The sequence below is a fragment of the Bacillus sp. (in: firmicutes) genome, assembly GCF_031983925.1.
Lineage (GTDB): Bacteria > Bacillota > Bacilli > Bacillales > Bacillaceae_G > Bacillus_A > Bacillus_A pacificus.
Map to the genome: position 1 here is coordinate 20511 of NZ_DALYZR010000008.1, position 14054 is coordinate 34564.

The window sequence follows — 14054 nt, forward strand, 5'->3', positions numbered from 1 at the left end:
ATATTTCTCCTCCCTCCTTTATTTGAATTGTACCATAATTCTAAACGTTACAGTTCGGTGAATGAAATTATACTAGCTTATTAACAAACATCCAATATGAAAAAGCAGATACATCTCGTATCTGCTTCTCATCACTTTATTTAGCTAACTTTTGAAGTTCTTCGAAGAATGTAGGGTATGATACACCAACTGCTTCTGCATCTTCAATTGTTGTTTTTCCTTTTGCAATACATCCCGCAATCGCAAGCATCATTCCGATGCGGTGATCACCATAGCTATTAACTGTATTACCTTTTAGAGCTGATTTCCCGTAAATAATCATCCCGTCGTCAGTTGCCTCTATGCGAGCACCAAGTTTCGTTAATTCCGCTACGACTGTATCAATACGGTTCGTTTCTTTTACTTTTAATTCGTGTGCATCTTTAATTACTGTAATTCCTTCTGCTTGCGTTGCCGCTAAAGCGATAACAGGAATTTCATCAATTAATCTAGGGATAATATCTCCGCCGATTTCGATTCCTTTTAATGAAGATGTTTCAATTGTAATGTTTGCAGCTGGTTCTGATGCTCCTTCGTTAATTGGCTCTACAGTGAACGTAGCACCCATTTTCTCTAAAACATCAATAATACCTGTACGAGTTGGATTCATTCCTACATTTTGTAATACTAGTTTACTATTTGGAATAATTGCACCTGCTACTAAGAAAAATGCAGCTGATGATACGTCACCTGGTACTTGAACATCTGTCGCTGTTAACTTTTGTCCACCTGCTAGTTTCACTGTCTTTCCTTCGCGAGTTACTTTAACGCCAAATGCTTCGAGCATTCTTTCCGTATGATCGCGTGAAATATGTGGTTCTGTAACAGCTGTTACACCTTCTGCACGAAGTCCTGCAAGTAAAATAGCTGACTTTACTTGTGCGCTTGCTACCGGCGAAGTGTATTCAATTGCTTTTAAATCTCCACCACGTATTGTTAGCGGTGTAAACGTTCCTTCTTCGCGCCCATCAATGTTCGCACCCATTTGTTTTAATGGATTTGTTACACGTTTCATCGGTCTTTTTGCAATAGATGCATCACCTTGTACGCAAGAGAAAAATGGTGTATTTGCCAAAATTCCTGACATTAAACGTATAGTTGTACCCGAATTACCAACATCTAATACAGCTTTCGGTTCTTGTAAACCTTCTAATCCTTTACCAACTACAGTGACTTCATCACCGTTTTGCACGATGTCTACTCCCATTTCTTTAAAACAAGAAATTGTACTTAAACAATCTGCACCGGGCAAGAAACCTTTAATTGTTGTTTTTCCTTCTGCAATCGCACCGAACATGACAGCACGGTGCGAAATCGATTTATCTCCTGGAATTGTAATGTTGCCATTTAATCCGTTATTAACAGGTTGAATTGTTCTTTCCTTCACGTTTTCACCTTCTCATTTAAATTGTTTCATAAGTTTGGTATTTTTCTTCTCCAAGCGCGAGTTTTGCTTGCATACGATCTTCTTCTCGTTGGAAGCTAATACGTAATACTCCAAGTAATCCTTCACGCGCTTCTAATATTTGCAAGTTCGTAATACTAATTTCCTCGCGAGCCAAAATACTCGTAATGTGGGCCAATGCCCCTACTTTATCTAAAACATCGACGTATAAGTCATGATAGGCAGGAATCGCCCCTCTCTTTCTTACCGGTAAAGAGTCACGGTATTCTTTCGCGTCTGCAAAATAGTTTTGAATCTCGCCTGCATCTCCGGTCGAAACTGTATCATATAAATCTTCCATTTCAGAGATCCACTCTTTTAATAATAACATTAAATGCTCACGATTTTGCTTAACAATATCACTCCACATTTTCGGACTACTAGATGCGATACGTGTAATGTCTTTGAAACCTCCAGCAGCTAGCTGATGAATAAGTGGATTATCTCCTGCATGTTTCTCTACTTGCTTTACTAATCCAGCTGCAATAAGATGCGGGAAATGACTTACAATTCCTGTTACATAATCGTGTTCTTCTGTGTTTAAAACAAGGAAATGTGACCCTGTTCCTTTTAACCAATCTTTCAACTCTTCCACATCTTCATTTGGCACGTGATGCATCGGTGTTAAAATGTAAAATGCATTTTCAAATAAATGCGCTTTTGCACTTTCAACTCCCGTTTTATGAGAACCTGCCATCGGATGTCCACCAATGAAAGAAATTTCCTTTGAAAACAAAGCTTCTGCTTCATTCATAATCGTTCCTTTTGTACTACCAACATCGGTTACGATAACATCTTCTCGTAACCGAAATGACGCTAATTTGTGTAATAATTTCTTCGTTTCTTCAACTGGAGAAGCAAAAACAATTAAATGCGCCTCTTCACATGCATGTTGTAAATTTACTGCTATTTCATCTACTACGTGTAATTCTTTTGCACGCTCTACTTGTTCTTGAAATATATCATAACCTGTTATCGTTACATCGTGCTCTTTCTTAATTGCTAATGCGAGAGAGCCTCCGATTAAACCAGTTCCAATTAATACTACCTTCTTACGCATTTGCCTCATCTCGAGACTTTCTTTTTTTATTTTCAAAGTGTTGTTGTAACACTGAAATCACTCCTTCATTTTGCTCCCTTGTTCCGACTGTAATACGGACACCATTTGGGAACGGCCGAATAATAAATCCTGCGTGTGCACAAGCTTCATAAATCTCTCCAGCATTCTCAACTGGTAAGAAGATGAAATTTGTTTGCGATGGATAAAATGGAATATCATTTTCCTTACAAAAGCTCTCGTATTGTTGTAATCCTTCTGTATTTACACGAACTATTTCTTCAATAAACTCGTCATCACCAAAAGCAATCGTCGCTGCTTTTTGCGCTAATGAAGATACGTTAAATGGCAAACGTACGACATTTAATTTCTCAATTAACTCTTCCTGTCCAATCGCATATCCTACGCGGAAAGAAGCTAATCCGTACGCTTTGGAAAATGTTCTAAGCACAAGAATATTTTTATGCTTTTCTAAAAGCGGTAATGTCTCTGGGAAATCTTTTGCTGTTACGTATTCATAGTACGCTTCATCAATGACAATTAACGTATTTTCACTAATCCCTTCAATGAATTGAGTCAATTTTCGGTCATTCACATATGTGCCTGTCGGATTATTTGGATTACAAATCCATACGATTTTCGTATTATTATTTACCGCTGACGAAATTTCGTCTAAATCGTATACACCGTTATTTAGTGGAACTTCTTTCACTTCACAGCCTTCAATAATCGCATGATGACGGTACTGCGGGAATGTTGCACCTGCCGTTACGATGTTATCTCCTGCTTTAAGTGCTGCACGACTTATGATTTGAATGACTTCATCTAAACCACTACCGCAAAGTACTTGTTCCATTTGTACTTGTAATTTATTTGCAATTGTTTGACGGAGCGTTGTCGCACCTCCGTCAGGATATAAAGCATGGTCCAACCACGATTTTTGCAACTCATCTAAAACACGTGGTGAACAGCCGAATGGATTTTCATTCGATGCTAATTTCACAAATGCATGATCTCCGTACACTTCTTTCATTTGTTCAGGTGATTTACCTGGTTTATATGGTTGTAATGATGATAGTTGATCTTTTACTTGCATGTTAAAACCACCTTTTTATTAAAATTCTTTTGCGTATTTATTATGTTGCGTAATGTTTTGTTGAATTAACTCCATACGATCTTTTCCGAATTGTTCGACTAGTGCATGTGCAAGTTCCCATGCTACAACAGATTCAGCTACTACACCTGCTGCTGGTACTGCACAGCTATCCGACCTTTCAATACTCGCTTGAAATGCTTCTTTCGTATCAATATCAACACTTGCTAACGGTTTGTATAATGTAGGTATTGGTTTCATTACACCTCTTACGACAATTGGCATTCCCGTTGTCATACCGCCCTCTAAACCACCGGCATTATTCGTTTTTCTCGTGTATCCTTGTTCTTCATCCCATAAAATTTCATCGTGCACTTTACTTCCTGGCTGTCTTGCTGCTTCAAAACCAACACCAATTTCAGCACCTTTAAATGCATTAATGCTCATAATTGCACCAGCAAGTTTTGCATCTAATTTACGATCGTAATGAACGTAACTACCAACGCCAATCGGCATTCCTTCTGCAATGACTTCTACAATGCCTCCGATTGAATCTCCGCTACTTTTTGCATGATCAATTGCATTCATCATCTCTTGTTCTACTTCTTTATCTAAACATCGAACTGGTGAGTTTTCAGTAATCGTTTGAATTTCTTCAATTGACAAGTTAGAAATATGTTTTGCTTTTACTCCACCGATTTCAAGTACATGCCCTGCAATTTCTACGCCTAATTCTTTTAAAATTTGTTTCGCAACTGCTCCAGCTGCAACCCTTACTGTCGTTTCTCTTGCAGACGAGCGCTCTAGTACGTTTCTTATATCACGGTGACCGTATTTAATTGCTCCATTTAAATCCGCATGTCCTGGACGTGGCTTCGTAATTGTACGTTTCATGTCTTTACTTTCTTTTTCCGAAATTGGCTCTGCACCCATTACTTTCGTCCAATGTTTAAAATCATCATTTTTTACGATTAACGTAATTGGTGAGCCAAGTGTTACCCCATGACGAACACCACTTACAATTTCAACTGTATCCGTTTCAATTTGCATACGTCTTCCGCGTCCGTGCCCTTTTTGCCTTCTTAATAATTCTTTATTTATATGTTCCGCCGCCAGCGTTAAACCTGCTGGTACACCTTCTAAAATAACTGTTAACTGCGGTCCATGTGATTCTCCAGCTGTAATGTATCTCATTTCTCTTGCCCCTTTACTATTTTTTTGTACAAAAAAGTCCCTACTGAGCGCTCAGTAGGGACGATGTTTATCGCGGTACCACCCTAGTTGTAGACTTCTTTCGTCTACCTCTCTTCATTGTTAACGATCATCTGACCGTCTTTTCCTCCAAAATTTGGCGAAAAAGATGCTCCAAGGCTGTAATTCATGCTTACCTTTGTACTGATTCACACCGACCATCAGCTCTCTTTAACAGGGAGATAAGCACTACTGTTTCCTCTTCAGCGCATATATGATATGGAATTAAGATAATTTATTTTTGAATCCTTTTAACTCTTCCATGAATTTATGGAATTCTGGAATATCCATTTGTTGTGCAGAATCTGATAATGCAACTGCTGGGTCTGGGTGTACTTCAGCCATTACTGCATCTGCGCCAATTGCAAGTGCTGCTTTTGCTGTTGGTAATAATAAATCTCTACGTCCAGTTGAATGCGTTACGTCAACAACAACTGGTAAATGTGTTTCTTTCTTTAAAATCGGTACTGCTGAAATGTCTAATGTGTTACGTGTCGCTCTTTCGTATGTGCGGATACCGCGCTCACAAAGAATAATTTGGTCGTTACCTTGTGCAATGATGTATTCCGCTGCATTAATGAACTCATCAATTGTTGCTGCTAATCCACGTTTTAATAATACTGGCTTGTTAACTTTACCTACAGCTCGTAGTAAATCGAAGTTTTGCATGTTACGTGCACCAACTTGAATTACATCAACGTAGTCTAATGCCATTTCAACATCGTTCGGATTTAAAATTTCACTAATAATCGCTAAGTCGAACTCATCTGCTACTTGGCGTAAGATTTGTAATCCTTCTACTCCTAAACCTTGGAAATCGTATGGAGATGTTCTCGGTTTGAAAGCACCACCGCGCATTAATTTTAAGCCTTGGTCTTTCATCGCTTGCCCTACTTGGCGAACTTGCTCTAAGCTTTCTACCGCACAAGGTCCCATAATGAACGTTTGTGTTCCGTTACCAATCAATTCACCTTTTACGTCAACAATTGTGTTTTCTTGTTTCTTTTTACGTGATACTAGTAATGCTTTACGGTTATCATCTTCTTGTAATTCTAAGCTAGCTTTGAAGATTGTTTTGAAAATATGTTGAACCGTTGATGTTTCGAATGGTCCTTCGTTATTCTCTGCGATCATATCAAGTACTTCACGCTCACGTACTGGATCAAAACGTTTCGTACCTTGTACTTGCTTTTGCTCCCCAATTTTTTGAACGATTTCACCACGTTTGTTTAAAAGGTGTAATAGTTGTAAGTTAATTTCATCTACCTGTTTACGTAATTGATCTAATTCATGATTTGCCATTTGGAAATCCTCCTCTAATGTTTTAAAAGTTATAGTAAGAGAATGAAAAATTCTCTATTTTCTGAACTGGTCAATTATACAAATTTAAAGTGGAATCGATCCCTCTTCTTATTTTAAACTAATAATTAGTACAAAGACACTATCTACTAATTAAAAACCCACTTTTTTGTACAAAAAATCCCTACTGATTCAATCAGTAGGGACGATATTTATCGCGGTACCACCCTAGTTGTAGACTTCTTTCGTCTACCTCTCTTCATTGTTAACGATCATCTGACCGTCTTTCCCTTCATAAAGACAATGCTATCTTTACTACGAAAAAGATGCTCTAGGACTGTAATTCGCTCTTGTTTTTGTACTGGTTCACACCAACCACCAGCTCTCTGTTACAGGGAAACAACAACTACTGCTTTTCCTTTCAACGCATACATATTTAATTTTCAAGTTGGGCCACTAAAATACAAAAAGTCCCTACTGAATAAATCAGTAGGGACGATATTTATCGCGGTACCACCCTAGTTGTAGACTATCTTTCCGTCTACCTCTCTTCACTGTTAACGATCAATTGACCGCTTTTTCTTCATAAAGACAATACTATCTTTACTACGAAAAAGATGCTCCAAGACTGTAATTCATGATTATCCCTGTACTGGTTCACACCAACCACCAGCTCTCTGTTACAGTAAGACTAACCACTACTGTGATCTCTTCATTGCACTTTGTTTATTCAAATGTTTTTTGAAATTGAATAAGTATGATTCGTATTATAGAACGCTTTTCAAAACACTGTCAACAACTTTTTATATATTTTTTAAAATTCCACTTTCGCCCTACATTTCTTCTTGTAAATTCTCCATAACAATTCCGATGCGAATTATCTCATTATCTATTGCATTTATTACACATTTTTCTACTTTATACCCGATTAATAATTCTTTTATTTGAATGATTTCCGTTTCAAGTAAATCCGCTTCCTGAAGCGTTTGCAGTAAAGTAAAAAATACGTTTGCATACAACTCTTTATACATTTTTATACTCTCTGTCTTCTCAAGTATTTCATTGAATAACTGTTTTAACTCCGTTTGATTTCCCTTTCCACCTACGTCCGAAAATGATTTACAAATTATCGATAACCCTCTTTCTACTATTTCATCCATAAATAAAATAATACGTAAAAGCATTACATATTCTCTAGCTGTGATTTCACCCATTTTCGGTCGTTCTCGCAAAAATATACTGAGCCAAGCTGCCCAAAATTTTTGTTGCTCTTTTGCGCTTAACGTTTTGACGTAATAGCATAAAAACTGCATAAACTTAATTTTATTTTCTTCATTTTCTCGTATAAGTAAAGGGTATAACCAGTCTGTTTTTTGTTCCCAATACAGTACACATTTAATAAATACAAAACTGAGCCATTTTAAGAAAGCTTCCCTCGTATGCGGATGTAATACTTCTAAATGTTCTACTGCATACTTAATAAATCGCTTCATTTCTGTAAATAAAGGTAAATTTATTTGCGTGTAACATAAGCCGGCCCATGCATATTTCGTAATCTCATTTTCCTTCTTTAACTCTAAGTACGGTAACAAATATTTTCGGCACCATTGTTTCTCAATATGATAAAGAAATGTAATATCCGCTACTAAACGCGCTAACATAAAATTTGTCCGTTCTGTACTAATTCTTACTTGTTCTTCAAATAAAAATAAATATTCATACACATTACGATCGTATAAATGATCATATGATAACAGTTTTAATAATACAGCTGTCATTTTCCCAACAGGATGCTGAATCGATTCATTGTAAAAATCTTGTTTTCCAAGCTTAAAATCCGTGTCACTTTTCATTACTTGAGGGAATACTGAAAAAGCAAACCGTTTTACATTGCGTATACTATTTTCCTCTAACTCTTCTAACCGATTGCTAATTTCATATAGAAAGCTACTAATTAACCAATGAAATGCAGTATTTCTAACGAATTTCTGCAACAGAGGAATAACTTTTTGTATTTGTTCATTTGTCAGTCCTCGGTTATTTCGCCACTCTCTAATACAAACAAACCAAACTTCATTACTTATTTCGTGCATACCTACTAATTGATAAGCAAATGAAATACTCCATTCTGTATTCAATTTACATGCTTTCGATAACATCTCTAAAAAATGACGTTGTTCAAACACACCATCTTGAGAGAATTGGCGAACTTGTTTCATAATTTCTTCATCTTTCAGCTGTAATAATCCATCAGCAGTTACATTACAAGTAATACTTTGTTCTGTCGTCTCTCTCTTTTTTACACTGTATCGATCAGAATGAAAGTGTGGATGTTTTTGCTTCATTAACTCATAACCTTTTGCTGTAGATGGACTATTTGAATCACACGTGAATAATAAATCTAACAGTAAACAAACATCAAATGCCCTCTCCTCTGCAAGGTTCTTTAATACAATTTGAATGACTTCTTCCTTTGTTTTTTCTAAAGAGAGTGCGTAATGATTTTTTATAAGTTGAAAAACTTCTTGTTTATACGTGACATCTAAAAGAATTTCTTCCTGTAACAACCATTTCATCTTCTCATCGGCGCTTACGAATATATTTTTATTCATCGCATCAATGGCAATTCGATTTTGAAGTATGCTGCTTGCTTCTATCATTTCAGTAATATAATAATTTGCTTTTTTCTCATTGTTTTCACATAAATAGGCTAAACACTCTTTTACAATTTGAATTAAAAACGCAAGATCATTTTGCTGAAACTCTTTTTCCACATTTTCCTTATCCCTTTTTTTCAGTGCCGTTTGCCTTAGTGATAACATCCGCAACTTCTCTATTCCCATCATCATAATTGGAACGGCGTAATAAGAAATATGCGGTTTCATCTTTTCATTCCAAATTTGCTCCACATAAGAAAATGTAGACACGGGTAAACGACTCGACTCCTCAAGTTCTATTGATTCTTGCGTATTATCATTTCCCCACTTTCTTTCACGCTTCAATTTAAGTTTTCCGTCCAAAATAAACGTTAATAACAATAAAGCGATTTCTTTATGCTCAGGAAAAGAACATTTTTGCAGTAAGTAAGAAATTGTTTCGATCGATTTACTATCTTTTTCAGCTGTTTCTAATAAAAGCAGTGTCCACCGTGCAAACAACAATGGGTCCATCTCGATTTTCGTCTCACTTAAGTAACTACAAATTGTTCTCCATAATAACGGAGATAGTTTAGATTGATTTTTAAAAATTAATTGAAATAATTCTTTTTGGTGACTAAAAAGAAATTGTTCCACTAACCATTTTGCAAGTAATTCATCTACCTCGTTATAGTTTGATGTAATTAAAAATAAATTTTGTAATTTCCCTTCCGCTTCAAGCCATTCCACCCACTCATAATCATGAGCAAATTCAACGAAGTAGCGGACTGTTTCAATTTTTTTAATGGATTGTTTTATGTATGATAATTGTTCCTGCTCTACAGAAGGTGGAACTGTTACTATGTCACGAATGCGCATTCGTTTTGTAATATAATTATCACCCATTAACTCCGCCCATCGTTTTACTGCTTTAACGAGAGACTGATGATTATTACCTTTATTTGGATATACAATCGGCCGTATTCCTAAATGCTCCCAATGATATGTATTTTCTCCTTGTGCGACAAATGCATAACGCCTTGTACTTGGTGGTAAACCAGTTGCTAAATATTTCATTACTGGATCATTATGGCTATATCCAACGAACAAAACGGTATAATTCGAGAATAAATCAACTAAAAATCTTCTCGCCCATCCTTCCGTCAAGTAAGCCCTTCCAAAATCACCATCTGTTAAAATTAATGCTTCTTTCTCTTGTTCTATATTGCCATGTATGTAAGCGAGTCCTTTAAACGCTCTACCTGTAGGTAATGCAGGTGCGTGATATACGTTTAATTCTCTATTCATTTCTTTTATCGCAGTTGTAAAATGTCGATCAAAATTTGTCGTTACAATACGAACTTCCGTGTCTAAAGGAAACAACCTCGGAATTGCATAATGAAGCGGATTCGGTTTTGACTTTTCTATATGAACTAGATCTCTTGCAACTTGATGTACATCTTTTGATTTCGCAATTTTACCAAGATAATAATCATGTGGTTCTGTTATTTCACGTTTTTCTACATATAACGTTTTCGCAATTTCATCAACAAGATCATCAAAATTCGGTAAGTTTGATTTCCCTTTCATAGAAACTCCCGCTCCAACAAATAATACTAACTTTCCTTGTTCAAGATGATCAATTAACTCGTCTGGAATTTCTACTTCTGAAGTAATCCACACCCAGGATTCCCCCTTACCTAAAAATGTCATATACTTTCATTTTACTATAACATTTTTTCTTTGTTTTTTTAATATTTAGACAAAGATTGAACATGAAAAAGTTTTATATAAATATATTCGTTACAATGTATGAACTCCTAAATTTATTGTAAAACTATGTATAAATCGGAGGTGTAAATATTGAATGGTTTTACTGTAGTGCTTATCAAGTTTATATCGTGCATTATCGCATTTAGTATTGGACTCGCTTTATTTTTCCCTGCAACGTTCGTCCAAATTATTTCATTTAGTCTCTTTGTAACAATCGTATCTTATATGTTCGTTGATAAAATCATATTAAATCGAATCGGCAATACTGGTGCCATTATGTCGGATTTCTTACTAACATATTTAAGCGTATGGATTTTCGGTAATATTTTATTAGACAACTATATGCAAATTGCATGGGGAAGCATCCTTTCCGCAATTGTCTTCACATTATCTGAAGTAATCGTTCATCGCTTCTCTAACTCCCACACAAGGCACCACAACGATAATATTCATATTAATCGCCGCTTTGCATATGGTACGGAGTTTGCTGAAGAGCAGAATATATTGGATAAAGATAAGAAGAAGTAATATTTTGATGTAGGAGCGCCCTTTTTAATTATGTGGGGCTCCTTTTTTATGTTTTTATTATGGTACGTGAAATTATATCAACGATTTTTCAAATATATCAACGTTTATTTCAATATATCGACGTTTCGACAAAAGATGTCGACTTACCGACACTATTTGACATGATTTCCTCTAATAAAGTGAAACTTTAATCAGTGGGGGTTTTCTTCATCCCCCACTGATTATTAGTTGAACCAATCGGACTTTTATGGACAGTTGATCCCCCAACTAACCTCTTTGCTTTCGCTGCATTTTGAGGTGGGGGTCTTACTGCCCATTAAAGTCAGATAAAAAACTGCCTCTTATTTAGAGACAGTTTCTTTCAAATCTTTTAATGTAATGACATCAGCAAACGCTCCAAACACTACGTTATGATGCTTCACAATGTCTTCAGCACGTAACACCTCTGTATCAAACGTACTATGTGCATCGCTCACTAACGTTACTTTATACCCTTCACTAAACGCCCTGCGAGTTGTCGTATCCACACAATACTGCGTTTGCATTCCTGAAATGATAACATGATCGATTCCCTTGTCTTGCAATACTTCTTTTAGGTCCGTCTTGTGGAATGAATCTGGGGTCGTTTTTTCAACAACACAATCCCCTTCTAGTGGAGCGATTGCCTTATGAATCTTCCACCCCTCTGTACCCTTTTCTAACGGATGATCTTTCGGTCCATTATGTTGCACATAAATTACCGGAATATCATTTGAACGGCATTCTCCAATAAGCTCTTGCAATATTTCTAAAAACTTTTCCCCATTATGTACTGGCATTCCTGCTGTATACATACCTGCTTGCACATCGATTACGATTAATGCTTTTTTCATTTCGCGCAGCTCCCTTTGTTTATATTCCATCATCCAACAATCTTCTAATACCCCTTCATGCAGTTCATGTTCTTTTAAAACCTTTACCTTTTTAAATCCACATTTTTCATAACACTTTATTGCACGTTCATTATTTACTTTCGGGTCCATTGCAATGGCTTCTGCTCCCGTGTTCTCCATAATATATGTAATTGCTGTCTGAACGAGTTTCGTTCCAATGCCTTTTCCCCAATAAGTCGGTTCTCCAATAAATTGATCCATTCCCCATACATGTTGCGATTCTTCATAGCCATATAATGTTTTCCACTCCGAATCAACTGGATACATTTGAATATAACCAATTGGCACATCATCAAACTCTATTAAACATCTTTTTTCATGACTGTTTGGATTATGTATGAAATGATCCAGTACCATATCTACTGATTGGGGATTATCTCGTCCTTCGTAATATTGCAGGACTTCTGGTTCTGTTAACCATTTTGAAATGATTGGTGCATCCTCTTCTTTTACGTACCGAACCGATACATTATCTTTTTGAAATAGCATATAATACCTCTTTTTAATTATTTATATTTTTCCTTTTTGTGAAATCTTTCATTGCACCTATTAATGCGTATGGTAACAATGTAATCGCAAAAAATGCTGTAAACACATTAAATTGAGGGATTTTATATGGCGTGAACCATTCTGTGAAAAATTGAGAATTTAATACTCTATTAAAAAATTCTCCGTCAGGTCTAAAGTTTGGTGCCCATGCAGTTACTTCACAAATAATAAACAGTAATTGTAAAATTATAAATGCCCCTAGATAGCGAAACCATGTCCGTTTCCAAATCGGCTGCGCCCTATTTAATTTACCTTCCATTTAACCCCCACCTTTTTTATTTGCATCCTTATTAATTATACACTTTCTACGTTTAATTTGTTAAAATTTTCTATATAATCATTCATGCTGGGGGAATTCACTATGTCTAATCCTATACATAAATCAACATTAATCATTCTTAGAGGAAACTCCGCAAGTGGTAAAACAACAATCGCAAAGCAACTACAAGAATATTTCGGACAAGGGACACTTTTAGTATCACAAGATGTTGTACGTAGAGATATGCTTAGAGTACACGATACGATGGGGAATTTATCACATGATTTACTATGTGAAATTACAAAGTATGGAAAAGAAAAATGTGAACTTGTTATTTTAGAAGGTATTTTAAACAGTCGAAGATATGGTGATATGCTGAAAGAATTAATACATTTTTTTGAAGGAAACGCGTATACATATTACTTTGATTTATCGTTAAAAGAAACGATTCGACGACATAACACAAGGGAAAAAAAGCATGAATTTGGTGAGGATTCCTTAGAAAAATGGTATAATCCGCACGATACAATTGAAGTTGCTAGGGAAACTATTTTTACAGATCACTTCACGCAGAAAGATATATTTGATGTGATTCTTAATGATATTATGGTACGAAAATAAGACCGACAGAATATGTCGGTCTTATTTTCATTATGTTATATTCTAGATTTGTTATAAAATTTTCACTTTAACAGTTTGTCTTCCCCAATCCATAGCTTTACTTTTTGAGCCCATTAAAACATCAATGCGATTACCTTTAATTGCACTTCCGGTATCTCCAGCGATTGCTTCTCCATAACCTTCTACCCATACTTTAGATCCTAAAGGAATTACTTTCGGGTCAACTGCGATAATTCTCATATTCGGATTAGCCGTTAAATCATGCCCCATCGCAGTTAAAACGCGTCCACCATATGTACCATTTTCACTTGGATCAGCAGTATATGCTGTCGCCACCACTGTTAATTCACGTTTAGCGGACTGCGTGTTATTTTTAGACTCTTCTTTTGCCTTTATTGCTTCTCGGGCTTTTGCTTCTTCCTTGGCCTTAGCTATTTCTCGTGCTTTCGCCTCTTCCTTAGCTTTGGCTATTTCTTGCGCTTTTGCTTCTTCTTTAGCCTTTGCTATTTCTCGTGCTTTCTCTTCTTCTTTAGCCTTCGCTATTTCTTGCGCTTTTGCTTCTTCTTTAGCCTT

11 protein-coding genes, 1 pseudogene and 3 other annotated features are annotated in these 14054 nt (G+C 36.1%); of the genes and pseudogenes, 2 read left to right on the forward strand and 10 right to left on the reverse strand.

The annotated features are described in order from the left end of the window. Positions 1 to 136: 136 nt before the first annotated feature. The 6 genes from aroA to RTP99_RS20105 all read right to left on the reverse strand — a co-directional run bounded on the left by aroA (position 137) and on the right by RTP99_RS20105 (position 10532). On the reverse strand, positions 137 to 1426 hold the full coding sequence (aroA, locus tag RTP99_RS20080; protein WP_000664610.1) for a 3-phosphoshikimate 1-carboxyvinyltransferase: 1290 nt from the start codon (positions 1424 to 1426) through the stop codon (positions 137 to 139). Positions 1427 to 1442: 16 nt separating this feature from the next. Next, positions 1443 to 2543, reverse strand: coding sequence for a prephenate dehydrogenase (gene tyrA / locus RTP99_RS20085; RefSeq protein ID WP_001228145.1), 1101 nt, complete (start codon positions 2541 to 2543; stop codon positions 1443 to 1445). Next, on the reverse strand, positions 2536 to 3636 hold the full coding sequence (gene hisC / locus RTP99_RS20090; protein WP_001197235.1) for a histidinol-phosphate transaminase: 1101 nt from the start codon (positions 3634 to 3636) through the stop codon (positions 2536 to 2538). The genes tyrA and hisC overlap by 8 nt, the downstream gene beginning before the upstream one ends. Before the next feature lie 18 nt (positions 3637 to 3654). After that, complete coding sequence (gene aroC / locus RTP99_RS20095) at positions 3655 to 4827, reverse strand: chorismate synthase (RefSeq protein WP_001269411.1); 1173 nt, start codon at positions 4825 to 4827, stop codon at positions 3655 to 3657. A gap of 53 nt (positions 4828 to 4880) precedes the next feature. After that, positions 4881 to 5100 (reverse strand) — a binding site (T-box leader). Between the two features lie 9 nt (positions 5101 to 5109). Further along, positions 5110 to 6186: a bifunctional 3-deoxy-7-phosphoheptulonate synthase/chorismate mutase gene (locus tag RTP99_RS20100; protein WP_001273581.1), complete on the reverse strand. Its 1077-nt coding sequence runs from the start codon at positions 6184 to 6186 to the stop codon at positions 5110 to 5112. Between the two features lie 195 nt (positions 6187 to 6381). Beyond that, positions 6382 to 6617, reverse strand: a binding site (T-box leader). Positions 6618 to 6671: 54 nt separating this feature from the next. Beyond that, positions 6672 to 6908: a binding site (T-box leader), on the reverse strand. Between the two features lie 108 nt (positions 6909 to 7016). Continuing rightward, on the reverse strand, positions 7017 to 10532 hold the full coding sequence (locus tag RTP99_RS20105) for a DUF4020 domain-containing protein (RefSeq protein ID WP_073569457.1): 3516 nt from the start codon (positions 10530 to 10532) through the stop codon (positions 7017 to 7019). A 150-nt stretch (positions 10533 to 10682) separates the two neighbouring features. Here RTP99_RS20105 and RTP99_RS20110 point away from each other — a divergent pair, with 150 nt between their 5' ends. Beyond that, positions 10683 to 11120 carry a YndM family protein gene (locus RTP99_RS20110; RefSeq protein WP_001013099.1) on the forward strand — a complete coding sequence of 146 codons (438 nt, stop codon included), beginning with the start codon at positions 10683 to 10685 and terminating at the stop codon, positions 11118 to 11120. Positions 11121 to 11461: 341 nt separating this feature from the next. Here RTP99_RS20110 and RTP99_RS20115 read toward each other — a convergent pair whose 3' ends face one another. From RTP99_RS20115 to RTP99_RS20125, 3 genes and pseudogenes are all read right to left on the reverse strand, one after another. Then, complete coding sequence (locus tag RTP99_RS20115; protein WP_041184760.1) at positions 11462 to 11992, reverse strand: cysteine hydrolase family protein; 531 nt, start codon at positions 11990 to 11992, stop codon at positions 11462 to 11464. A 15-nt stretch (positions 11993 to 12007) separates the two neighbouring features. After that, positions 12008 to 12541 (reverse strand): annotated as a pseudogene (locus tag RTP99_RS20120) (GNAT family N-acetyltransferase); the annotation flags it as partial. 13 nt (positions 12542 to 12554) lie between these two features. Then, on the reverse strand, positions 12555 to 12860 hold the full coding sequence (locus RTP99_RS20125) for a YfzA family protein (RefSeq protein ID WP_000398604.1): 306 nt from the start codon (positions 12858 to 12860) through the stop codon (positions 12555 to 12557). Between the two features lie 102 nt (positions 12861 to 12962). On the opposite strand from RTP99_RS20125, the gene RTP99_RS20130 reads away from it, so the two are divergent. Beyond that, a complete protein-coding gene (locus RTP99_RS20130) occupies positions 12963 to 13481 on the forward strand; it encodes a kinase (protein WP_000070086.1) in 519 nt (172 codons plus the stop codon). A 51-nt stretch (positions 13482 to 13532) separates the two neighbouring features. Here the strand turns inward: RTP99_RS20130 and RTP99_RS20135 are convergent. Continuing rightward, a partial coding sequence (locus RTP99_RS20135) for a 3D domain-containing protein (RefSeq protein WP_264158302.1) occupies positions 13533 to 14054 on the reverse strand: 522 nt, incomplete at its 5' end.

Excerpts from the sequence above, each read along its gene's own strand:
- tyrA (WP_001228145.1), bottom strand. The coding sequence starts at position 2,543 with ATGCGTAAGAAGGTAGTATTAATTGGAACTGGTTTAATCGGAGGCTCT.
- hisC (WP_001197235.1), bottom strand. The coding sequence starts at position 3,636 with ATGCAAGTAAAAGATCAACTATCATCATTACAACCATATAAACCAGGT.
- aroC (WP_001269411.1), bottom strand. The coding sequence starts at position 4,827 with ATGAGATACATTACAGCTGGAGAATCACATGGACCGCAGTTAACAGTT.
- RTP99_RS20100 (WP_001273581.1), bottom strand. The coding sequence starts at position 6,186 with ATGGCAAATCATGAATTAGATCAATTACGTAAACAGGTAGATGAAATT.
- RTP99_RS20105 (WP_073569457.1), bottom strand. The coding sequence starts at position 10,532 with ATGACATTTTTAGGTAAGGGGGAATCCTGGGTGTGGATTACTTCAGAA.
- RTP99_RS20115 (WP_041184760.1), bottom strand. The coding sequence starts at position 11,992 with ATGAAAAAAGCATTAATCGTAATCGATGTGCAAGCAGGTATGTATACA.
- RTP99_RS20125 (WP_000398604.1), bottom strand. The coding sequence starts at position 12,860 with ATGGAAGGTAAATTAAATAGGGCGCAGCCGATTTGGAAACGGACATGG.
- RTP99_RS20130 (WP_000070086.1), top strand. The coding sequence starts at position 12,963 with ATGTCTAATCCTATACATAAATCAACATTAATCATTCTTAGAGGAAAC.